The organism is Chryseolinea serpens (assembly GCF_900129725.1).
GTDB lineage: Bacteria > Bacteroidota > Bacteroidia > Cytophagales > Cyclobacteriaceae > Chryseolinea > Chryseolinea serpens.
In genome coordinates this window covers 1-23,128 of record NZ_FQWQ01000002.1, presented here as the reverse complement: position 1 = coordinate 23,128, position 23,128 = coordinate 1, and the positions used below count along the sequence as shown (strand labels likewise).

Annotated in this window: 23 protein-coding genes; 18 read left to right on the top strand and 5 right to left on the bottom strand. The window is 51.2% G+C overall.

The window, feature by feature from the left end; genetic code table 11:
- Positions 1 to 117: 117 nt before the first annotated feature.
- The 16 genes from BUB30_RS14185 to BUB30_RS14115 are packed head-to-tail and all read left to right on the top strand — an operon-like array spanning position 118 to position 16,776.
- Positions 118 to 1,359 carry an NAD(P)/FAD-dependent oxidoreductase gene (locus BUB30_RS14185; RefSeq protein ID WP_073135240.1) on the top strand — a complete coding sequence of 414 codons (1,242 nt, stop codon included), beginning with the start codon at positions 118 to 120 and terminating at the stop codon, positions 1,357 to 1,359.
- A 3-nt stretch (positions 1,360 to 1,362) separates the two neighbouring features.
- Positions 1,363 to 1,968 carry a beta-ketoacyl-[acyl-carrier-protein] synthase family protein gene (locus BUB30_RS14180; RefSeq protein WP_073135238.1) on the top strand — a complete coding sequence of 202 codons (606 nt, stop codon included), beginning with the start codon at positions 1,363 to 1,365 and terminating at the stop codon, positions 1,966 to 1,968.
- 3 nt (positions 1,969 to 1,971) lie between these two features.
- Positions 1,972 to 2,229, top strand: a complete 258-nt coding sequence (locus BUB30_RS14175) for a phosphopantetheine-binding protein (protein WP_073135236.1) — start codon at positions 1,972 to 1,974, stop codon at positions 2,227 to 2,229.
- Positions 2,230 to 2,233: 4 nt separating this feature from the next.
- Positions 2,234 to 3,430, top strand: coding sequence for a beta-ketoacyl-[acyl-carrier-protein] synthase family protein (locus tag BUB30_RS14170; RefSeq protein ID WP_143164927.1), 1,197 nt, complete (start codon positions 2,234 to 2,236; stop codon positions 3,428 to 3,430).
- 34 nt (positions 3,431 to 3,464) lie between these two features.
- Entirely contained in the window at positions 3,465 to 4,493 is a 1,029-nt protein-coding gene (locus BUB30_RS14165) for a beta-ketoacyl synthase N-terminal-like domain-containing protein (protein ID WP_084138123.1), read from the top strand.
- Positions 4,487 to 5,260 carry a polysaccharide deacetylase family protein gene (locus tag BUB30_RS14160; protein WP_073135234.1) on the top strand — a complete coding sequence of 258 codons (774 nt, stop codon included), beginning with the start codon at positions 4,487 to 4,489 and terminating at the stop codon, positions 5,258 to 5,260. Before BUB30_RS14165 ends, BUB30_RS14160 begins: the two co-directional genes overlap by 7 nt.
- A complete protein-coding gene (locus BUB30_RS14155; RefSeq protein ID WP_073135232.1) occupies positions 5,253 to 5,915 on the top strand; it encodes a flexirubin biosynthesis/transport protein LolA2 in 663 nt (220 codons plus the stop codon). Before BUB30_RS14160 ends, BUB30_RS14155 begins: the two co-directional genes overlap by 8 nt.
- The gene (locus BUB30_RS14150) at positions 5,896 to 6,519 is read left to right on the top strand and encodes a flexirubin biosynthesis protein LolB2 (protein ID WP_073135230.1); all 624 of its coding nucleotides are present in this window, start codon (positions 5,896 to 5,898) and stop codon (positions 6,517 to 6,519) included. The genes BUB30_RS14155 and BUB30_RS14150 overlap by 20 nt, the downstream gene beginning before the upstream one ends.
- Positions 6,516 to 6,884, top strand: coding sequence for an ApeI family dehydratase (locus BUB30_RS14145; RefSeq protein ID WP_084138122.1), 369 nt, complete (start codon positions 6,516 to 6,518; stop codon positions 6,882 to 6,884). The genes BUB30_RS14150 and BUB30_RS14145 overlap by 4 nt, the downstream gene beginning before the upstream one ends.
- The gene (locus tag BUB30_RS14140; protein ID WP_245804099.1) at positions 6,884 to 7,714 is read left to right on the top strand and encodes a glycosyltransferase family 2 protein; all 831 of its coding nucleotides are present in this window, start codon (positions 6,884 to 6,886) and stop codon (positions 7,712 to 7,714) included. Before BUB30_RS14145 ends, BUB30_RS14140 begins: the two co-directional genes overlap by 1 nt.
- A gap of 14 nt (positions 7,715 to 7,728) precedes the next feature.
- Positions 7,729 to 8,064: a DUF2062 domain-containing protein gene (locus tag BUB30_RS35620; RefSeq protein WP_245804098.1), complete on the top strand. Its 336-nt coding sequence runs from the start codon at positions 7,729 to 7,731 to the stop codon at positions 8,062 to 8,064.
- 2 nt (positions 8,065 to 8,066) lie between these two features.
- Positions 8,067 to 11,900, top strand: a complete 3,834-nt coding sequence (locus tag BUB30_RS14135) for a trifunctional MMPL family transporter/lysophospholipid acyltransferase/class I SAM-dependent methyltransferase (protein ID WP_073135226.1) — start codon at positions 8,067 to 8,069, stop codon at positions 11,898 to 11,900.
- A 53-nt stretch (positions 11,901 to 11,953) separates the two neighbouring features.
- A complete protein-coding gene (locus BUB30_RS14130; protein WP_073135224.1) occupies positions 11,954 to 13,477 on the top strand; it encodes a phytoene desaturase family protein in 1,524 nt (507 codons plus the stop codon).
- Entirely contained in the window at positions 13,458 to 15,116 is a 1,659-nt protein-coding gene (locus BUB30_RS14125; protein ID WP_073135222.1) for a C45 family autoproteolytic acyltransferase/hydrolase, read from the top strand. The genes BUB30_RS14130 and BUB30_RS14125 overlap by 20 nt, the downstream gene beginning before the upstream one ends.
- A complete protein-coding gene (gene acpS / locus BUB30_RS14120) occupies positions 15,113 to 15,487 on the top strand; it encodes a holo-ACP synthase (RefSeq protein WP_073135220.1) in 375 nt (124 codons plus the stop codon). Before BUB30_RS14125 ends, acpS begins: the two co-directional genes overlap by 4 nt.
- Positions 15,484 to 16,776, top strand: coding sequence for a flexirubin biosynthesis putative acyl-CoA ligase FlxY (locus BUB30_RS14115; protein ID WP_073135218.1), 1,293 nt, complete (start codon positions 15,484 to 15,486; stop codon positions 16,774 to 16,776). The genes acpS and BUB30_RS14115 overlap by 4 nt, the downstream gene beginning before the upstream one ends.
- Before the next feature lie 55 nt (positions 16,777 to 16,831).
- On the opposite strand, the gene BUB30_RS14110 is transcribed toward BUB30_RS14115, so the two are convergent.
- On the bottom strand, positions 16,832 to 17,578 hold the full coding sequence (locus BUB30_RS14110) for a coiled-coil domain-containing protein (protein ID WP_143164926.1): 747 nt from the start codon (positions 17,576 to 17,578) through the stop codon (positions 16,832 to 16,834).
- A gap of 335 nt (positions 17,579 to 17,913) precedes the next feature.
- Between BUB30_RS14110 and BUB30_RS14105 the strand changes: the two genes are divergently transcribed.
- Entirely contained in the window at positions 17,914 to 19,230 is a 1,317-nt protein-coding gene (locus BUB30_RS14105; RefSeq protein ID WP_073135214.1) for a sialidase family protein, read from the top strand.
- Between the two features lie 94 nt (positions 19,231 to 19,324).
- Here BUB30_RS14105 and BUB30_RS14100 read toward each other — a convergent pair whose 3' ends face one another.
- From BUB30_RS14100 to BUB30_RS14090, 3 genes are all read right to left on the bottom strand, one after another.
- Complete coding sequence (locus BUB30_RS14100; RefSeq protein ID WP_262485807.1) at positions 19,325 to 19,951, bottom strand: DsbA family oxidoreductase; 627 nt, start codon at positions 19,949 to 19,951, stop codon at positions 19,325 to 19,327.
- 248 nt (positions 19,952 to 20,199) lie between these two features.
- Complete coding sequence (locus BUB30_RS14095) at positions 20,200 to 20,865, bottom strand: hypothetical protein (RefSeq protein ID WP_073135210.1); 666 nt, start codon at positions 20,863 to 20,865, stop codon at positions 20,200 to 20,202.
- Positions 20,866 to 20,894: 29 nt separating this feature from the next.
- On the bottom strand, positions 20,895 to 21,659 hold the full coding sequence (locus BUB30_RS14090) for a MarR family transcriptional regulator (RefSeq protein ID WP_178377112.1): 765 nt from the start codon (positions 21,657 to 21,659) through the stop codon (positions 20,895 to 20,897).
- A 971-nt stretch (positions 21,660 to 22,630) separates the two neighbouring features.
- On the opposite strand from BUB30_RS14090, the gene BUB30_RS14085 reads away from it, so the two are divergent.
- Positions 22,631 to 22,834: a hypothetical protein gene (locus tag BUB30_RS14085; RefSeq protein ID WP_221408721.1), complete on the top strand. Its 204-nt coding sequence runs from the start codon at positions 22,631 to 22,633 to the stop codon at positions 22,832 to 22,834.
- 55 nt (positions 22,835 to 22,889) lie between these two features.
- Here the strand turns inward: BUB30_RS14085 and BUB30_RS14080 are convergent.
- On the bottom strand, positions 22,890 to 23,128 hold a 239-nt coding region (locus tag BUB30_RS14080; RefSeq protein WP_178377111.1), incomplete at its 5' end, for an ATP-binding protein.

The window sequence follows — 23,128 nt, the reverse complement described above, 5'->3', positions numbered from 1 at the left end:
TCCCGTCTTCGCTAAAGCTACGACGGGCAAGTCGGCGGGCAGGCCCTCCTTCGCTAAAGCTTCGGCGGGCAAGGCAAAGAAGACAAAAATAGAAGTATCAAATATTATTTAAGGAGCATGAATAAAATTGATGTTTTGGTGATTGGTGCGGGACCGGCGGGGTCGGTGTCCGCAGCGATGATTCATAAGGCGGGCCTTTCGGTTCGCGTGGTGGAGCGCGAGAAGTTCCCGCGTTTTGTGATCGGCGAAAGCTTGTTGCCGCGGTGTATGGAGGTGTTGGAGGACGCGGAGTTTTTGGATGCCGTGAAGGCCAAGAAATTTCAGGAGAAGTTTGGTGCGAAGTTCATGAAGGAGGAGAAAGTTTCCGACTTCAATTTCTCCGATCAATTCTCCAAAGGATGGACGTGGACGTGGCAGGTGCAACGGGCAGAGTTCGATCTGACCCTCATCACCGATGTGCAACGCCGCGGCGTGCCCGTAGATTTCGAGACCACCGTAACGGCCATTGAATTCCAACCCGACGAAAGTTCGATCACCACCGTTGAAAAGAAAGACGGCACGACCGAAAAAATAGAAGCCCGCTACATCATCGATGCCAGTGGCTATGGCCGGGTGATCCCGCGCCTGTTCAACCTGGACAAACCGTCCAACCTGGACCCGCGGAAGGCCGTGTTTGCCCACGTGAACGACATTCACCGCAACAACCACGACGAACCCAACCGCATCATCGCCGTGATGTATGCGCCCGGCATCTGGTCATGGATCATTCCCTTTTCGACCGGCGTCACGTCGCTGGGCTTCGTGGGCAGCTTTGACTATTTCAACGCGATGGGGGGCGATCCCTCATCCCAGTTCAGAACCTTCATCGATGGCAACGCCTATCTGAAACAACGCTTTGGCGATGTGGAATGGGTGTTTGAGCCCCGCAAGCTGGAAGCCTGGTCGGCAACCACCGACAAGTTCTATGGCCACGGCTTTGTGCTCACGGGCAACGTGACCGAGTTCCTCGACCCGATTTTCTCCTCCGGTGTGATGTTCGCCACTGTATCGAGCCATATCGCCAGCAAGATGGTGATCCGCAAGTTGAAGGGCGAGAACGTGGACTGGGACAACGACTATACGAATTTTATCCGCCAGGGCGTAGACACGTTCCGGACCTATGTGATGGCCTGGTACGATGGCACCCTGGAGAAAATATTCTTCTCCAAAAATCCCGACCCTGAGATCAAACGTCAGATCTGCTCGGTGCTGGCGGGTTATGTGTGGGATCAAAGCAACCCGTATGTGAAAGATCACGCCGGGTCGCTGAAGCGCCTCGCAAAATTGATCGACGTGAGCGAACGGTTAGACGCACTCTGATCCGTGTCTGCCATCACCCGATATTGCCGCATTCACAACCGCACCCTGTACAACCAGGGCCAGCCGGTCTTTACCCAAGCGGAAGGCACCCTGGACGACTTCCTCGACGCTGCCCTGCAGGCTTTGAGCATCCCATACCCGAAATTTTACAAGATGGACCGGGCTTCTAAGCTGGGTTTCCTGGGAGCCGAGATGCTGGTGAAAGACGCACCCTTGTTGTCACGGTATGCACCGGAGCAGGTGGCTTTGGTCCTGGCCAACGCCCACGCCAGCCTGGATACCGACATTCGTTACTACGAATCGACCAAAACACTGGCAAGCCCGGCCTTATTCGTGTATACGCTGGCCAACATCGTGGGCGGCGAGATTTGCATCCGGCAGGGCATAAAAGGAGAGAATGCCTTCTTTGTGACGCCGGCGTTTGACCCTGACTTGCTGCACACGTATGTGGAGCTGGTGATGGCCACCGACAAGACCCAGGCCTGCATGGCAGGCTGGGTGGATGTGCTGGGTGACCAACACGATGTTTTCTTATATTTGCTGGAAAAACAGCAACCCGCCGGAATGCCGGAACATACTGCAGAACAACTTCGAAAACTTTATCAGTAAATTATGGAACAGTTGATGGCCGATCTGAAAAAGCAGATCATCGAGGCGTTGAATTTGAAGCATTTGAAACCCGAAGATATCGGCGACGATCAGCCGCTTTTTGTGGAAGGTTTGGGACTCGACTCGATCGACGCCCTGGAACTGATCGTGCTGCTGCAGCAACACTACAACATCAAGCTGGCCAATCCACAGGACGGCCCGCAGATCTTCAAATCGGTGAAGACCATCGCCGAGTACATCCGAGCCAACCAACCTTCCTGATCCCTTGAAAGGCACCGTGCACGTGGCCGGCACCGGCATCATCTCCGCCATCGGAAATTCCGTCTCCGAAACACTGGCCGCATTTCAGGCACAGTGCTCCGGCATCGGGCACATCACGCTGTTTGATTCCGTCCACAAGAATGTGCTCCCTGTCGGCGAGGTCAAGCTTTCCAATGAAGGTCTTTGCGATACGCTCTGGATGCCTGCCCACACGTCGCGCACGGCGTTGTTGGGGATCTATGCAGCGCGCGAAGCCGTAAAAGCTTCGAAGGTGGACATCAAGCGCTGGCGCACGGGCGTGATCTCCGCCACCACCGTGGGAGGGATGGACAGAACGGAAAACTTTTTCATCGACTATCTCGCCGATAACACCAAGGGCAAGCTGCGCAACGTGCTGCATCACGAATGCGGCATGTCGACCGAATTGATCGCCGATGACCTGGGAGTGAATGGATTTATTTCCACCATCAACACGGCGTGTTCATCGTCGGTGAATGCCATTGCATTGGGTTCGCGACTCATCAAGCACAACCAACTGGATGTGGTCATTGCCGGAGGGACCGATGCACTGTCGAAGTTCACTCTCAACGGATTTAACAGTCTCATGATCCTGGATCAGCAACCTTGCCGGCCGTTCGATGCGAGTCGCGCGGGGTTGAACCTGGGTGAGGGGGCAGCGTTTGTCGTGCTGGTTTCGGATCGTGTCCTGGAGGCAGAGAAAATAAAGGCTTCGGCGTATGTCAATGGCTATGCGAATACCAACGATGCCTATCACCAAACCGCGTCATCGCCGGAAGGTCGGGGCTCGTTTGGAGCGATGCAGAAAGCGCTGGCCATGAGCGGACTTTCACCGCAGGATATCGACTACATCAATCTTCACGGCACCGGCACATTGAACAACGACCTCTCGGAAGGCACAGCCATCGCGCGTCTGTATGGTGACCGTTACCCGAGGCTTAGTTCCACCAAAGCGTTTACGGGCCACACGCTCGGTGCCAGTGGGGGAATTGAGGCGGTGTTCTCCGTGATGGCGATCCGGGAGCAATGTGTTTTTCCGAACCTGCGTTTTGAAACACCGATCCCCGAGGTGGGCATTGTTCCTCAGAAAAGTTTTGAATCGGGTATAACCGTAAACCATGTGATGAGCAACTCCTTTGGTTTTGGAGGTAATTGCTCTTCTATCATATTTTCAAAAAATTAAACGCCGGTCTTTCCGGTTGGCGAACGTATAGCGTATGGCGATCTACATCAAAGGCAAAGGCAACATCTCACCGCAGCAAACCTGGGGTGATTCACCGTTGCTGGAAACGCCTGTGCTGGCCAACGGAAATCGCTTTGCCTGCGTGGAGCCGGACTACACGCAGTTCATGGACGTGCGCCAACTGCGCCGTATGAGTCGCATTTTGAAAATGGGTGTGGCCTCCGGGAGCATGGCCCTGAAAGATGCCGGCATCACCGTACCCGACGGCATCATCACGGGCACCAGCTATGGATGCCTGGAAGACACCGGAATTTTCCTCAGCAAAATGATCAGCAACGTAGAGCACGCGCTCAACCCGACGCCGTTCATTCAATCCACGCACAACACCATCGGTTCGCAGATTGCCTTGTTGCTGCAATGCCAAGGCTACAATCAAACCTATACGCAGCGCGCATTTTCATTTGAGAATGCTTTATTGGATGCGTTGATGGAATTGCAGGAAACACCCGCTCAATATTTTTTGGTGGGTGCTGCCGACGAGATCACCGACACCAGCCACGCCATTCAACAACGCTTTGGGATCTTCACAGACGAACACCACGCCGGCGCCATAAACGGAGAAGGGGTAGCGTATTTTGTTTTATCCGGAGAGAAGAGCAGCCAGGACAAAGTTTCGATCCATTCGCTGGCAACATTTTATAACGCCGACGAAACGGCATTGAACAACGGCGTGCATCAATTCCTGGCCGATGCCAACCTGAAGGCAGCAGACATCGACTTGCTTTTAATGGGAACACAAGGCGACGCTTCGGAAGAAGCCGTTTTGCAAAGTACAGCAGGCTCACTTTTTCCCTCCAGCGCCAAGGGCCACTTCAAACATCTTTCAGGAGAATATCCTACCGCCACCGCTTTTGCCGTGTGGCTGGCAGCCCGGATGATCGAAACCCAAACTGTTCCGGAAAGCGTTTCGATCGGGAAAGCCAACCGGCCGCTGCAACGCGTGCTGATCTTTAATTCGTACTTTGGTAAATACCACTCGCTGATTTTACTCGAAGCATGTTGAAATACAAAACCATCACGATCGTGTTCATTGTTGCCCTGGCAGCCATGGTGGCGTACGATGCCATGGAAACTTTGCCGTGGTGGTATTATTTGATCCTGGCGATTATTTACTTGGGGATAGTCGGATATGGAACGTCGGTCTTGTCGGCGCAGTTTTTTCTTCCGGTGCGGTACAAGGGTGACCACGGCTCCAACAGCATTGCCATCACATTCGACGACGGACCGATCCCGGGCAACACCGAAAAAGCCCTGGAGATCTTAAAAGCGCGCGGCGTGAAGGCAGCGTTCTTCTGCATCGGCAATCGCATTGCCGCCCATCCTCAACTGACAAAAGAGATCCATACCGCGGGCCATCTGATCTGCAATCATAGCTACTGGCATGCTGCCACGTTCGATCTGCAGACCGCTTCGCAAATAGCCAAGGAGTTGACCGATACCGACAAGGTTATCGAAGAGACCATTGGGGCTAGACCCACTTTCTTTCGTCCTCCTTATGGCGTGACCAACCCCATGCTGGCCTCAGCCGTGAAGAAAGGCGGATACAAAACCATCGGGTGGAGCGTGCGGTCGTTCGACACTGTGAGCAAGGACGCCGCCCTGTTGATGCAGCGCGTGACAAGATCCCTGAAAGGTGGCGACGTCGTGCTGTTTCACGACTACTGTGATATCACCCTCGACATCCTCCCCGCATTTCTGGATCACGTGGCAAAACGTGGATTGAAAATTGTGAGGGTTGACGAACTATTGAACGAGCGAGCGTATGCGTGAAAGAAAGACAACCATTTTTTTTAACCTGTTGGGATTGCTGATGGGCATTGCCTTGCTGAGTTCTCATCCCGCGAAGGCGCAATACACCGGCTTCAAACCGGTAGCCGACCTGGCAGCGTTCAAAAAACAATTCGCCACCGAGTCGGCAAAAGTGTCGACGATCACCAGCAACTTCACCCAGGTGAAAACGCTGACGGCGCTCACGGAGACGATCACCTCTACCGGTAAGTTCTGGTTTCAACGCAGCAATCGCGTGCGCATCGATTATCAAAAGCCCTTTCACTACCTCATCGTGATGAACGGCGACAAAATGCTTGTCAAGAACGATCAGAAGGAAAACCGGATCAACGTAAAATCGAATAAGCTTTTTCAACAGGTCAATCGCATCATGATCGACTGCGTGCAGGGCACTATCCTCGATAGCAAAGATTTTACCACGAAAGTGTTCGAGAACGAGAAAGGCTACTTGCTGGAAATGACTCCCACTTCAAAAACCTTGAAGGAGTTCTTCCAAACCATCGTGTTGCAAGTGGAGAAAAAAGATTACACGGCCCGATCCATCGAGATGAACGAACCCTCGGGCGACAAAACGGTGATTTCCTTCACCGACAAAACCTTAAACACCACGCTGGCCGATGCGCTGTTTTCTCTTTAGCATCGGCTGTCTGCTGCTCATGCGATGCGCCTCCGACTACAAGGGGCTGCAAGCAACAGCCCCCGATGACGCATGCGCGGCCAGGATCGTTCCTGCACGGGTAAACACGTCGTGGTACAATGCCGATGTGGATGTGGTGGGAAGGCATATCAGTGGCTTGCTGCTGGTCAAACACATGCCCGACAGTTCCTACCGCGTGGTGTTCACCAACGAAGCCGGGGTGACGTTCTTCGACTTCGGATTTCTCACCAACGGCGACTTCAAAGTATATAATGCCATCCACCAGCTCAACAAAAAAGCGGTGATCCAGACCCTTCGGAAAGACTTCGAATTGGTTTTAGGGCTGCCATTCCGCCAGGGCGTGTACCAGCGCTGGACGGAAGGAGAGGAGGTTTTCTTCGGGGTGCGGCAAAAAAAGGAAACCGCCTATTTTATTACCAGTAAAGATTGTGCTTCTTTGCGCAGGTTGGAATGGGGCGCTCCCCGGAAACGCAAGGTGACGGTGCAGCTGCCCGGATCGCCTTATCCCTCGCCGGACATGCTGGAACTGAAGCACCACACGTTCAACATGCAGATTAAACTGGCACGTATCACAAAAGAATGATGTTGCTCAACGATTTTTATACGCTATCACACCACGAAGCCGCTCCCGGCACCGTGAAAGCCACGCTTGCCCTCCGCCGCGACCACAAGATCTTCGACGGTCACTTTCCCGGCCTGCCCATCGTGCCCGGAGTGTGTATGATGCAGATCGTGCGCGAGCTGATGGAGGTCACCACTAAAAAGACCTTGCGCATCGCCGAAGCCGACAACATGAAGTTTCTTTCGGTGATCAATCCCGATCAGAACAAAGATGTGGAGGCCAGTCTTACCTATACCGAAGAGCCCGGCCAATGGGTAGTGAACGCCACACTGTTTGCCGGCGCGGTCACCTTCTTCAAATTAAAAGCCACGCTGAAAATTGCCTGATGGAACCTGCAGCATTCCAAGCGTTAGCGGAGCAAAAGAAAGTATGCGTGCTGATACCGACCTACAACAATGAGCTGACGGTCGGCCAGGTGATCCGCGATGTGCTCGAGTATACCAGCCAGGTAATCGTGGTCTGCGACGGAGCAACGGATACTACACCTGAGATCTTAAAACAATTTCCCCAAGTCGATCTCGTCAGCTATCTCCCCAACAAAGGAAAAGGCTATGCCCTGCGTCAAGGATTTAGGCGCGCGGTGGAGATGGGGTATGACTATGCCATCACGATCGATTCGGATGGACAGCATTTTGCCGTGGACCTGCCTAAATTCATCAGCGCATTGGAAGAACATCCGGCGGCGGTGATCATTGGGGTGCGCAACATGGACCAGGCCAGCGTGCCGGGCAAGAGCAGTTTTGGGCACAAGTTCTCCAACTTCTGGTTTTGGGTGGAGACAGGGTTGAAGCGCAACGATACACAAAGCGGCTACCGGCTGTACCCGGTGAAACTCTTACAAAATACTTCGTTCATCACGCGCAAATTCGAATTCGAGATCGAGGTGCTGGTGCGTTCGTCATGGCGCGGCATCGAGATGGCGGAAGTGCCAGTGCGGGTGTTTTATGCTCCCCGCGAAGAGCGGATCTCGCATTTCCGGCCGTTCAAGGATTTCACGCGCATCAGCATTTTGAACACGTTCCTGGTCACCATCGCCTTGTTGTACATCCACCCCCGCGACTTCTTCAGAAGCTTTAAAAAAAAAACTTCGGGCAATTCGTCCGTGAGCAGCTTTTCGGCGAACATGAAACCGACGCCGTCAAAGCCCTCTCGGTAGGCTTTGGCATTTTTATGGGTATTGTTCCCTTGTGGGGATTTCAACTGGTCATTGCCATAGCGCTATCGTTTGCTTTTCGATTGAACAAAGCGTTGGTCATTATCGCGGCCAACATCAGCATACCGCCCATGATTCCCATCATCCTTTTTTTGAGCCACTACACGGGCCGGATTTGGATGGGCGAGAAGGCACAATACCTCTCCTTCAGCAGGAACATCACGCTGGAGCTGATGTGGCAAAATTTTTTCCAATATGTTCTCGGTGCCACTACGCTGGCTGTCGTGGCAGGTGTTATTTTTGGGGGATTGACCTACGTGGGGTTGAAACTCTTTAAGCGTCGGCAATCCTGATTATGGCCCGGATCTTTCTTTTCCTGTACGATTTCTTTCAACGGCGCAAACCCTTGTTCTGGGCGGTGTTCCTGGGCCTGTTCGCCTTGTTGGGAGCCGGCGCATCGCGGATCGAACTGGAAGAGGACATCACCAAGTTTTTTCCGGACGATCCCCGGGTGGAGGAATTGAACTATGTGTTCAAAAACTCCAAGTTCGTCGAACGCATGGTCGTGATGGTGTCGGTGAAAGACAGTACCACAGCTCCCGAGCCCGACAGCCTCATCGCCCGCGCCGAAGCCATCGCCGCCCGCATCGACACGGACCTGAAGCCCTACGTGAAGCAAATGGTGACCCGGGTCGATGACGAGAAGGTGATGGAAGTGTTCCGCGCCATTCAAACGCAACTGCCCATCTTCCTCGATGAAAAAGACTACCGGCAGTTGGATTCGTTGAGCCGTCCGGAGAATGTTCAAAAGATCTTGAATGAAAATTATCAGCAACTGATCTCTCCGGCAGGTGTGGCGTTGAAGCGGATCATTGTACAAGATCCTTTAGGTTTCTCTTTCCTGGCCCTGAAGAAACTGCGTCAATTGCAATACGACGAGAACTTTGAGTTGTACGATGGCTACATCATCACGAAAGATCACCGGCACTTGCTGTTTTTTATTCAACCGGTATACGGTCCCAGCGAAACAGGCAACAACACAAAATTTATTGCTGCGCTAAACAAGATCGTGGAAGAGACAACGCCGGCCCATTCGCCGGTAATGGCGTCTTACTTTGGAGCGTCCGCGGTGGCGGTAGGGAATGCTAACCAATTGCGCAGCGACTCGATGCTCACGGTGGGCCTGATGGTGGTATTGCTGGCCGTGTTGCTCATTGGTTATTTCCGGAAGAAGCGGGTGCCGTTTCTTATCCTGATCCCTGTATTATTTGGCGGTGTATTTTCACTCTGTTGTATTTATTTGTTGAAAGGGACGGTCTCTATCCTGGCCCTGGCCGCCGGTTCGGTCATCCTGGGGATCGCGGTCAACTATTCCCTGCATTTCCTGGCCCACCTAAAGCATACACACGACGTGAAAGTCGTCATCAAAGACCTGGTGGCACCTATGACCCTGGGTAGCGCCACCACGGTGCTGGCGTTTTTCTGTTTGCAGTTTGCCAACGCGGCAGTGTTGCGCGATCTGGGATTGTTCGCGGCCTTCAGTCTGATCGGGGCTTCGTTGTGTTCGCTGATTTTTTTGCCCCATTTCATTTCCGCACAAATGTTTCCGGCACACGTGGAAGAGGAGGGAAGGATCGAGCGCATGTTGCTGAAATTCGAGTCTCCCAAAATGATGGTGATCATCATTCTCCTGGCAACCCCCGTGTTCCTCTATTTTGCCGGACGCGTTTCTTTCAACAGCGACATGGGCAAGCTGAATTTCATGCACGAGGAGACGCGGCAGGCGCAAGAGCGTCTGGAGAAAGTGAATAAAGCTTCACTCAGTGCCGTGTATGTTGTTTCGACGGGCCGCACGCTGGAAGAGGCACTTCGAAAAAATGAGCAGGCCACACCGGTGTTGCAGTCGTTGAAAGAGGAACACGCCCTTCATAAATTCTCCTCCGTATCCCTTTTCCTCATCTCCGATTCTCTCCAGCGCGTGCGCATCGCCCGTTGGAATGAATTCTGGTCGGCGCAAAGAAAAGAAACCGTCATCGCGACGGTGAAAAGGGAAGCTACGGCGTTGAAGTTTTCACAAACCGTGATCGGCAACTTTGATCAGCTCATCACCAAAACGTATCAACCGGCTTCTTCCGAAGATATGTCCGGCATTCGTGCGGCATTCTTTGATGACTATATCATTGAAAAAGACGGTCGTGCAACCGTGATCTCGCTGGCCAATGTTGATCCGGCAAAGAAGCCGTTTGTTTATAAACAACTGGAACGTACGCCGGCGCAATCGTTCGATCGCCAAATGCTCACCAATCTTTTTGTAGAGTATGTGCACGCCGACTTCAATTTCATTGTCACCTTCACCGCCTTGCTGGTGTTCGGAGCCTTGTTCCTGTCGTTTGGTCGCATCGAGCTAACGCTCATCACCTTCGTGCCCATGTTCATCACCTGGATCTGGATCCTCGGCATCATGGCGCTGGCGGGTATTGAATTCAATATCATCAACGTGATGGTGTCAACCTTCATTTTTGGATTGGGGGACGACTATAGCATATTCATCATGGATGGATTGCAACAGGAATATGCCTATGGCCGGAAGAACCTTCCCTCGATTCGCATCTCGATACTGTTGTCGGCAGCGACCACGATTGCCGGCTTGGGTGTGTTGATCTTTGCCAAGCACCCGGCGCTGCGTTCTATTGCGTCTATTTCCATCATCGGCATTGTTTGCGTGTTCATCATGTCGCAGACCCTGGAGCCCTATTTGTTTCGCTGGCTTATCACAAATCGCACGAAGAAAGGTTTTGCACCGATGACCTGGGTTGGGATTTTGCGCACGGGTTTCACCTATGGTTTATTTGTACTAGGTGCCCTGTTGCTTACGTTGATCGGATTTGTTTTTCGCCTGATCCCTTTTGGAAAAAAGAAAATAAAGATCGTGTATCATACCATGATCCGGTACATCACCTGGTCGCTCATTTATTTTGAACCCACCGTCAAGAAACGCGTGATCGGCCGCCAGCCGGATACGTTTTCAAAAGCCAGCGTGATCATTGCCAATCATTCGTCGGTGCTCGACATTTTGCTCAGCACCCTGCTCCACCCCAAACTGATTTTGCTCACCAACGAGTGGGTCTGGAAATCGCCCGTGTTTGGCGGGGTGGTGCGGTTAGCCGATTACTACCCGGTGATGGAGGGAGCCGAGGAGGGGATTGAGCGATTGCAGGCGCGCGTAGACGAAGGATATTCCGTGGTGGTATTCCCCGAGGGCACACGATCCGAAGACGGCAAACTGAGACGCTTTCACAAAGGCGCGTTCTTTATGGCCGAGGAACTCAAGGTCGCCATTCAGCCCTTGCTCATTCACGGCGCGGCCGACGCCATTCCCAAGGGAACGTTCTATCTCAACAAAGGCGAGCTCACCTTGAAATTCCTCCCGCGCATCGAACCCAACGATCCGCGTTTCGGAACAACCTATTCCGAGCGCACGAAGGGGATAAGCCGTTATTTCAAACAGGAGTATGCTGCCCTGGCAAAGGCGATCGAGACCCCGGATTATTATGCTTACCGATTGATTTCTAATTACCTCTATAAGGGGCCTATACTGGAGTGGTACATGCGCGTGAAACTGCGGCTGGAGAAGAATTACGAGCCCTTCCACCGCATGATCCCGCTTAAAGCGACCATCCTGGACCTGGGCTGTGGCTATGGATTTCTCAGCTATATGCTGCAATTTCTTTCACCGGACCGCATCATCACCGGCGTGGATTATGATGAAGATAAGATCGAAACCGCCCTTCACGGTTATGCGCGCACCGGGCGTTTGAATTTCTTCTGCGCCGACGTTACACAATTTCCGTTGGAGAAATATGACGTGATCATCATCAGCGACGTGCTGCACTACCTGGAAACAAATGCGCAGGAAGCCTTGCTGACGCGCTGTTTCGAGGCGCTGAACCCCGGTGGCAAACTCATTGTGCGCGATGGCAATGCCGACCTGAAGGAACGCCACAAGGGTACGAAACTCACGGAATTCTTCTCGGTGAAGCTCCTCAAGTTCAACAAGTCGGTCAATGCCCTGAATTTTGTTTCGGGCCAAAACCTTACATCCCTGGCCCGGAAACACGGTTTAAAAGTAGCGCAGCAGGATGATGCAAAGTTTACCTCGAATGTTATTTTTGTGTTTGAAAAAAATTGAACAAACCTGAAAATCAGGGTGTTTTGACTTCATCCGGCTAATTTTAAGAATTCATGAACGAATACGATGTGGTGATTGTGGGGAGTGGCCTCGGGGGCCTGGCGTGTGGCACGATCCTGGCAAAGGAGGGCTACAAGGTCATTGTGCTGGAAAAGAACAAACAGATCGGCGGCAATTTGCAGACCTATGTGCGCGACCGCGTGATCTTCGACTCCGGCGTCCATTATGTGGGCGGCTTGGATAAGGGCCAGAACCTCTACCAGCTTTTCCGCTACCTGGGCATCATGCACAAGCTCAAACTCCGGAAGATGGACGAAGATGTGTTTGATGCCATCCTCTTTGAAGGCGACCCGGTGGTGTACAAGTACGCCCAAGGCTATGAAAATTTCATCAACACGATGGTCGGTTATTTTCCCGAGGATGAAGCGGCCATTCGCACCTACTGTGCCAAGATCAGGGAAGTGTGTCTCCAATTCCCGCTCTACAATCTCCGTAGCGGCGGCGGATTGTTCGATAAGATGTCGGCATTGGAAACCGACACCAAGACCTATCTGGAGTCGATCACCGACAATAAAAAATTGCAAAGCGTGCTGGCCGGAAACAACTTGCTCTATGCCGGCTCGGCCTACAAAACACCGCTTTACGTTCACGCCCTCATTGTGAACAGCTACATTGAAAGCTCGTATCGTTTTGTGAATGGCGGCTCGCAGATCGCGCGCTATCTCCACCGCGAAATAAATTCGATGGGTGGCAAGATCGTGAAGCATATCAAGGTCGTGAAATTCCAGGAAGAAGGCGGCGAGATCCGCTACGTGGAGACCGATAAAGGCGAACGCTTTTATGGCAAGCAATTCATCTCAAACATCCATCCGGCCCAAACGCTGGAGATGGTGGAGAGCCAGGTCATCAAAAAAGCCTACCGTCACCGTATTATGAACCTGGAGAACTCCATCGGCACGTTCTATGTGAACGTGGTGATGAAGAAGGACAGCTTCAAACACCTCAACCATAATTATTATTATTTCGAAACCCAGGATCCCTGGGCGGTGGTGAACTACAACGCCGAAAACTGGCCCATGGGCTTTGCCCTTTTCTACACCACCTCGTCGATGAACGATGAATATACCGATGGTGTCACCATCATGGCCTATATGCGCTACGAGGATGTGGAAAAATGGAAGGATACATTCAACACCGTGTCCGAAGAAGAGAGCCGTGGTGAAGATTATGACGAGTTTAAACGGGAGAAATCGGAAATCCTGATCGACTATGTGGACCGCAAGTTCCCCGGCTTCCGCGACGCGATCCATTCCTATACATCGGCCACCCCGCTGTCGGCCCGCGATTACATCGGCACCAGCGATGGCTCCCTATACGGACTCACAAAAGACTATCGCGACCCCCTGAAGACCTTTATTTCACCACGCACCAAAATACCCAACTTATTGTTGACGGGACAGAATCTCAATCTCCACGGGGTGTTGGGTGTAACGGTAAGCTCCGTGCTCACCTGCTCACAGCTGTTGGGAATGGACTATCTCATCGAAAAGATCAAGAATGCTCAAGAAGTTTCTTAAAGTACTGGCCTGGATATTCGGCATTCTCGTGCTGCTCATCGCTGGGCTGTTGATCTATGTGCGCGCCGTAGCCGTAACGTCGCCTCCGATGATCACGCCAACCGAAGCCTTCGACGAGGCCGTGACCCAACCCGATTCGGGCCTTTATAAATGGAGGAACGACTGGTTCCGCAAAAGCGAAAGCGGTCTCTATGAGCTATATGTCGAGGGAGCGCCCTATGAACGTGGCGTGGCCAACGGCAAACTCACTCACGACCTGGTGCAATACCAGGAACAGGTGTTCACCGACCAGATCCACCGCCTGGTGCCATCGGATTTCTATCTCGGGATGTTGAAATATTTTGTAGGCTGGTTCAACCGCGACCTTGCTGACAATATCTCGACCGAATACAAACAGGAGATCTACGGCGTATCACAAGCCGCATCCCACGACTTCGACGACATCGCCGATCCCTATCAACGCATTCTCAACTATCACGCCGCGCATGACATCGGGCATGCCCTGCAGAACATGTCACTGGTGGGCTGCACGTCGTTTGCCACATGGGGCGACCAGTCGGAGGACAGCACGCTGATCATCGGTCGCAATTTTGATTTTTATGTGGGAGATGAATTCGCGCGCGACAAGATCATCGCGTTCTACAACCCAACAAAGGGCCACAAATTTATGATGGTGACGTTTGGAGGCATGACCGGCGTGTTGTCGGGCATGAACGATCAAGGGCTCACCGTCACGATCAACGCTGCAAAATCAGAGATCCCTTCCGCTTCCGCCACACCGGTGTCGCTGGTGGCGCGCGAGATGTTGCAATACGCCACCAACATCAAAGAAGCCCAGGCCATTGCCGCCAAACGAAAAATGTTTGTCGCCGAATCGTTTCTCATTGGCTCCGCCCGCGATGGCAAGGCCGCCATCATCGAGAAAACGCCCGATGGCATGGATTTTTTCGAGACGAACGAAAACTACATCGTCAGCACCAATCATTTTCAAGGCAAGACGTTGGGCGAGACGCAACTGAACAAAGATCACATGGCCACCAGCGCTTCGCCGTATCGCTTCAAGCGTGTAAAGGAATTGCTGGCACAACAGGGAAAGAACTCTGTGCAGAAGACAGCGGTCATCCTGCGGAATCAACAAGGGCTGGGCGGCGAAGATATCGGCATGGGAAATGAGAAGGCCATCAACCAACTCGTGGCCCACCACGGCATCATCTTTCAACCGGAAAAAGGTTTGGTGTGGATCTCCACCGCGCCGTGGCAACTGGGCAAGTTTGTATGCTACGATCTCAAAAAAGTATTTGCAAAGAATATGATGGCCAATGAAGAGATCATCGAACAAGACCTGACGATCCCGGCCGATTCATTCTTGCTGACAAATGCCTACCGGCAATACATCAAATTTCACCCCTATAGATTTCCCTTCAATCCACGGACGGATTTGATGCCGGATAGCCTGGTGAAATGGAATCCGCAGTCGTATCACGCCTATATGCTCGCCGGCGATTTCTATGTCGACCACAAAGAATGGGAAAAGGCGATGCCGTTTTATGAAGAAGGATTGAAAAAAGAAGTGGCCACGCAACAAGAACGGGAGCACATGCAAAAAAATCTGGAGCATTGTAAAGCCAGCATCAAATGATCGTGGGCGTGGGCATGGATATGATCGAAGTGGACCGCGTCATGGAAAAAGTGCGCAAGAACAACGGCTTTCGCGAGAAGATCTTTTCCTTACAGGAGATTGCTTTCTGCGAGGCGCAAACGCACCCGGAGCAAAGTTATGCCGCCCGCTTCGCCGCCAAGGAGGCTTTTTTGAAGGCCACTGGCAAGGGTCTCGCGCTGGGCTACGACCTGGCCGAAATCGAAGTAGTGCCCGATGCCAACGGCCAGCCGCATCTTCATTTGCGTGGAAATTTTAAGGCGATCGCGCTTCAAAACAACTGGAATAAAATACATTTGTCCCTTTCGCATCTCGCCACGGTAGCGTGTGCGGTAGTTATACTTGAGCAATGAGTCATATCCCGGAAATAGAACGACAATCGGCGGCGGCTATAAAACGCTATCAGGAAGAAAAACTAAAGACCGCGTTAACCTACCTGGTCACGCATTCCCCATTCTACAAAAAGAAATTTGAAACGCATCGCGTCGACATCGGGGCGGTTAAAAGCCTGGAAGACCTGGCCACATTGCCCGTCACGACGAAAGACGATTTTCAACAACACAATTGGGAATTTCTTTGTGTGCCCCGCGAGCGCATCGCAGAGTATACCAGCACATCCGGAACACTGGGCAGCCCCGTGATCGTGGCCCTGACCGAAAACGACTTGCAGCGCCTGGCCTATAACGAGAGCATCTCGTTTGCCTGCGCCGACGGCTCGTCCCGCGACCTGTATCAACTCATGCTCACACTGGACCGCCAATTCATGGCGGGCATCGCCTATTATCAAGGCATTCATAAATTGGGGGCAGGCCTTATCCGCGTAGGACCCGGGTTGCCGGCCATGCAGTGGGAAACCATCCAACGGCTCAGACCCACCGTGCTCGTGGGCGTTCCCTCGTTCATCGTGAAGCTGATCGAATATGCCCAGGAACATCGCATCGACCTTCAGCAATGTTCCATCCAGCGCGCGATCTGCATCGGCGAAAGCCTCCGCACAGCCGACCTGCAATACAATGCCCTGGGTAAAAAGATCGTAGACGCGTGGGATCTCAAGCTCTACAGCACCTATGCCTCCACGGAGATGCAAACCGCCTTCACCGAGTGTGGCGAAGGCAAAGGAGGTCATCATCACCCGGAGCTGATCATTCTCGAAGTGTTGGACGCCGACGACAAGCCGGTAAAACCCGGCGAAGTAGGCGAAGTGACCATCACCACCCTGGGCGTGGAAGCCATGCCGTTGCTGCGCTATAAGACCGGCGACATGGCCGCAGCCTTTCATGACACCTGTGCCTGCGGAAGGACAACGGTGCGACTAGGTCCGGTGATCGGGAGAAAACAACAAATGATCAAGTTGAAGGGCACGACCCTATATCCCCCCGGAATTTTCGAAATACTCAACCAGGTGGAAGGCGTCGTAGACTATGCCGTCGAAGCCGTGACGGGCGAGTTGGGAACGGATGAACTCAACCTGCATATTCTGGCGACGGAAGATCAAAAAGAGAAAACCGCCGATCGGTTGCGGGCCGCATTCCAATCGCGTTTGCGCGTGGTTCCCACCATCTTGTTCAGCACGCCACCCGCATTGGAAAAGCTCCAGCACGCCGGGAGAAAGATCAAGAAGTTTATCGACAGCCGTAAATAGAAAAGGCTGATGTTTTGCAACATCAGCCTGATCAAACCTACTACCAAATCTATAATTAGGAAAGTTCTTTTTCGAGTTCGTCTATGCGGGCTTGCGCTTCAGACTTTCCAAGGGAGAGCGACAGTTTGTAAAGCTCAAGGGCTTCACGACGGGTCTCTTTCTTTTTCTTGGGCGCAAACTTGGTTCTGTCGGCAGCGGTTTCGAGCGCTTGGGCTTGTGCGAAATACAAGTCAGCTTGGCTGGCCTTGGAGGCTGCGTTCACTTCTTCTACACGAGCTTCCAGGTTGGCAACATCCTGCTCCTTCATCTTGATGGTTTCAAGCTTGGTAGTAAGGATAGAGTCCTTTTGGGTCACCGTTTTGGCCAAGGCAGTGTTTTCGCCTCTCATCCGGTCTACTTCACTTTGCAGCGCAGCGATTTGTTGCGTGCTCAGTTCGAGGTCGGCTTTCAGTCTCTTGATGGTTGTTGCATAACCACCTTTCACATTCTTCAAAGACTTTTCAAGTTGAGCGATCTTTGTCTGTGTGTCTTTGATGTGGCTGTTGATGCTTTGCAGGCGGCTCTTATAGTCGGTATAGGATGTACCTTCTACAACGTCCGTACGAAGCAATTGACGGCTGGCGTCAATGGAATCGATCAACGTACCGATCTCTGACAATTGCGCGGCCGTTTGTTGGCTGGTTTGAAGTTCGGTTTTCAGCGAGTCAACCTGGGCCTTAAGCTGTTCTTTTTCTTTCTTATCGCAGCTTCCCAATAATATCATACCTGCTACAGGTAATGCTAACAAGAGTTTTCTAATCATAACTTTTGAATTTAAGTTTCTTGATCAGGGGATTGCAAAAGGGTGGACAGAAAATAAAACCCCTGATTTTTGGCGACGAAATGCTGATTTCGGGGGTCGAATGGAAAAAGCTCACCTTTTTAGCGGGAGGTAAGCTCCTAACCGTCAACGATTTTGGGGAGTATTTCTACAACTTGGGTATCACAGCGGGAAGTTGGGAATGAAATCGTGTACGAAAAACCGGTGGGCGGAATCATCATCGAAGCCGTTGTGGCCAGTCGCCAGTGATAAATAGAAAGCCTGATATTGATCCACAAAACTATCGTTGTGTATATTCAGGCTCGAAAAAGGATCATATGAAAAAAACCACCTGGTTGCTCGCGTTGTGTTCATGCTCATATAGTATACAGGCCCAAATCAAGAACATCAAGATAGCCGACGCCCCCGCCGGTGCCACAGGCCTGGAAGCCTCCATCGTCGTGAGCGGCGACAAAACGCCGGCTATCGTGGTGGCCACCGCCCCTGACAATATTTACTATTCATCCGACGAAAGCAAGACCTGGACTCCCTCCAAGCTAACATCAACCGGTGGTCTGTACGGTCGCCCGCTGCTGATTGCCGACGACAACGGCACGGTCTACGCCCTCCATTTGTCGGACCCCAGCGGGGAAGGCCTGAAGAACGATAAGAGCCTTGACCAGATCCTTTGTCATATCTCCAAAGACGGTGGCAAGACCTGGGAGGAAGGCGGTGGAGTGGGCCTCAACGCCCCGAAAGACCAATTCCGCCCCGGCGTGACGTTAGATGCCAAAAACAATTTGCTGGTGGCCTGGACGGAGTTTGATGCCTATAAAAGCAACGAGGCAAGCTGCCAGTCGCGGATCTTGTACAGCACATCCTCTAATGGAAAGAAGTGGAGCAAGCCCTTCGAACTCTCTCAAACCCCCGGCGATTGCAAGGATGAAAGCTCCAGCGCCGAGGGCGCCATGCCGGCGATCACGTCCGATGGAAAAGCGTTTGTTACCTGGGCCAATCAGAATAAAATATTTATGGACCGCTCGTTCAGCGGCGGCAGCATGTGGCTCACCAACGATATCGGTGTAACCGAACAACGCGCCGGCTGGAACCTGAAGATCCCCGGTGTGGCCGGCAGCCAGGGCTTTCCGATCTTGTTGACCGACAAAAGCAAAGGCAAACTGCGGGGCAGCCTCTACCTGGTATGGACCGACCAACGCAACGGCGCCGACGACACCGACGTCTGGTTCATGCGCTCCCTCAACTATGGCGACAACTGGACCTCGCCCATTCGCATCGGTGAAGACAGCAAAGGACACCAATACAATCCCGCCGCCGTCATCGACCCCACCAATGGCAATTTGTATATCCTGTATTTCGACCGTCATGCCTATGACGACACACAAACCGATGTGTACATGGCCTACACGGCCAACGGCGGCACGAATTTTCAAAACGTAAAGATCAGCGAAACACCCTTCGTGGCCACAGAGGCCCCCGGCCTGGATACACGCAGCAGCATCTCCGCCTACAAAGGAATCATCACCCCCTTATGGACCCGGACCGACGACAGCAAAGCCAGCCTCTGGACGGCCGTCGTCAAAGAAGGCGACATCATCACCCCACCGGCACCACAGACCGCAAAAAAGAAGAAGTAGTCTGGAGAGTAGTGAGTCCTTAGTACATAGTCCTTAGTTTTAATCTCAGGACTATATGTACTAAGGACTCACTACTTAATACGCTGTACTTTCATTAACAGTTATTGCCATCCACATCGCAAGCCGCGCCCTGTGCCATTTCCACACCGATCTCCTTGAACGCCTTCACAAAAGCATCAGACGCCTGGGCTCCCGACACACCGTACTTATTGTTGATGATGTAGAAAGGCACACCACTGATACCCAATTTGGACATTTCTTTTTCTGTGAACGCCACTTGTGCGAGGGCGGTCTCGTCGGCAAGAACAGCTTCGGCTTTTTCTTTTGACCAACCGGCACCCACAGCCACGCTGATCAGATTTTCCTTTTTAGAAAGATCCACGCCGTCTGTGAAATAGGCTTTGAAGAATGCTTCGGTTAAGGCCAGTTGTTTGCCGTCTTCGGCAGCGGCCTGGATGAGCACGTGTGCCAGGCGCGTATTGGGAGAAACATTTTGTTTTGAGAAGTCAAAAGACAACCCTTCGTCGCCGGCCACGCGGGTGGTGTGTTGCGTGATCTGTTCATAGCGGGCGTCCCCGCCAAATTTATTGGACAGGTATTGTTTTTGGTTCTTGCCTTCGGCGGGCATGTCGGGGTTGAGCTCGAAAGGCAGATAGTGTACATCGAAATCGTATTCGGAGGCCACCGCGGCCATCGCCTTTTCGATGCGACGTTTACCAATATAACATATTCTAAGCCCTGATTATCAGTGCGTTATGTGGGTAAGCAACAAATTAACAACAAAAAATCATCTCAGTATCGCTAAAGGAGACTAAGAAAATCCCCGAAGAAACCTGTTGCCGCACGAAGGTAGAAAATGTTTCGAATTTTAAAAGCAGGTCACCGATCTGACAGGGCCTACAGGTTATCGTATCAAGGCTGGAGTTATTCATGCATCAAGCAATACCACTAGCGTGTTCTGCCGAGACTTTATTCCTGGATCTGAAGTTTATCGGCAAACTTTAATAACAAGTCATACATTCTTTTCACCGTACTATCGTTGATGTCTTCGAAGAGTATTTTCTTCCACGTACTGAGGTAATCTATTGTGCCTGGATTACGAGTCAGGACTTTGATCACTAGCGCGCGATGCAGCGCCATATTGCCCCCCGAGTCGGTGATAAAAGACTGCAATTGCTCGTCGGGAAGGGCAGAGATCTGTTCATCCACTGACTCCAAGGTAGTGTAACGCTCAAAAAAAGGTCTGGCGCCTTTGTCATAAAACTCTTTGAGGTAGCCGGCAAAGATGTTTTCCTCGGACTCTGAATTCACATTGAACAGCCGCTTATCCAAGACCAATCCCGGAAGTCCAACCTCAAGGAACGCATGCTGATGGATCGTGCCCAAATCATCGGGTGAAAGACCAGCCACCTCCGCGATGACCTGCTCCACCCGTTGGAAAGTCACCCTCACCCAGGGTGTTTCAAATTTATTGTTGTTCGGATTCTGACTCGTCGAATAATCGCGGTGCGTTATATAGATCTTTTCCTTTCTACCAGCAGTTTCGCGCGTGAAGGCGTAGACTGTGATATAGCCCACCTTTGACTGCCGACAGGTAAATCCTGCTTCGTCGAATATATGTTCCAGGTTAATCATCTAATTAAAAGATTTCATTGTCCTGTTATCTACCATATATGATCCGTTATGATTTTCTCAAGCGCCTGCTCGATGCGCTCGTCTCGACGATCTTTCAGGCTTAAGAACAGAGATAATGGATAAACATAGGTATTTTCAGTTGCATCCCCGACTAGTATTGTTGGATCATATTTCCAAACTTCCAAGCAATAGTCTCCTTCGTATGGGTTGGCATTCAAGAGAGCTCCTTTTTTCTCAAGGTCGTAATATGTGTTTCTTTCTATTGCTCGGAATTGCTGTTTCGATTCTGATACTTCAGAATACTCAGGCAAGGCTGAAGTGTTGGATTTCATCAAAACGACATTTTTGGGCAGGATATCTACATACACCTTCTTGATCACAGGGTTGGTCAACAACGGCAGTGCGTGGTGCCAGAGCTCCGGGACCGGCTGCGGAAAGTGAATAAACTTTTCCTTCGTTCCTTTTAGCTCACAAAGGTTATGTTGCCGGAGGTTATCCGCTGCTTTGGAGATCGCCGCACCAGTATATTTTAGCCGAGCAGCGATCTTCTTCATGGGCAGGTTATCAAATCCTTCATGGCGTTTGAGTATTCGGTAAAGGAGTATAACCTGTGCCGAAGGCAACAGAGCTTTTGTTGGCTTTTTCTCTTTTCTTAATTGGTCAGTGGCCAGCAATAGCAGCGTGGGCAGAAACAGTTGTTTTCCAGGGACGATGAAATTAATAGTCTTCTGAATCAATCTCCTTCGGGTAATGGCAGAAATGTCTTCGATGACAATTACAGGAATTTTATCCAATGTCACTTTAATGGTTTCGAGCTGTTTTGCGATCTGTTGAAGATCAAGGGGAATGAGGTAAGGTTCAAAAACCTACAGGGAATCGGAACAGTTTTTTAGCGCCGATTGCTAACAGTCACAAATTGGCCGGATTTACTCCGCATTTTGCTTAATTTGAGTTATGGAACTGATCGTGGGCAATTACGTCAGCAATGTAAAGTGCGAAAACTTCAAAGATTCTGAAACGGGACGGATCAGAGTCAGACCCTTGCCCGATCAGGGATTACCAACTGACTTGGTTATTAATGCAGCAAGTATGAAAGAGAAAGACATCCGTTGGGTACAAAATTCATAACCGCCGACGTAAAAGTTTGCGCCAAGCCGGACGGGCGGATTTATCTCAGGGCAAGGGATCAGATGATCAACAAGCTCTAGACCAACCGCAATATTTATTCTGCAACGATTTCAATTGGCATTTTGAGATTTGTAACGAAACCTAAAACCTTTGACTGACTGAACAATAGAACGGTATTTGTATAAGTAGCTTTATGTTAACTAGGATCGTATCCAGCAGGCCCATAAAGGCCGAATTTTCCCGAAGCACTTAATGTGCCATCGATCAATTAATATTTATTCACGATCGGAATTTTCAAAGATAAAATTACAGGGCCGGAATAACCTGGCAACTGTACAATAAAAATTTTGTTTCTGTGGAATTTGGTTTGCAAGTGGGTTCCCGGGTGTCGCCGCGTATTACGATGGGCATCGGATATGTCCACCGTTGGGGCTTTAGCGAATCGTTCAGCAATTTTATCAAGGACAAACTCATCAAATATGTAATGCTCTGTTTGTCAGGTATTTAATGGTGTTAAATGCTGCCAATGACCCTTATTTACTAGCTTTGCCTGGGGAAAATTCCCTGTTGATCGGGACAAAGGAAGATTGGCAAGTTCAAGTTAAATTGATAAATAGTAATAGTAATGGGAATTCAAATGAAAAAACAAATAAGCAATCCATTTATTCTTGCGCTCACCGCCCACAATCTGACGGTAGAGATACACAAGCATTCCGCCTACCAGGTGGTATTGTCAAACGATGCTCCATTTACTTCTACTATCCATGGGAAGGTGTGCAAAGTGGAAATTCCGAGCAAGCTGACCACCAATTTCCGAGGCAAAGTGACCACCCAAAGTTAACTGGTAAATTGAGGTTTGATCAGTATCGGTTTTTCGGTTAATAATGGCCGGAGTTTTAGTTTTGGTTTTCAGTTAAATCTTCCGTTAAGATAGTTCTTTTCTTTCTCATGGATTCTCCCTTGAGTTCAAGTCGGTGAGCGTCATGGATGATGCGATCCAGAATAGCATCGGCTATCGTTTGTTCACCAATGACCTCGTGCCAGTTATTTACCGGAACCTGCGAGGTAAAGATGGTGGAGCGCTTCCCGTGCCGGTCTTCAATGATCTCCATCAGGATTGTCCTGCTTTGCTGGT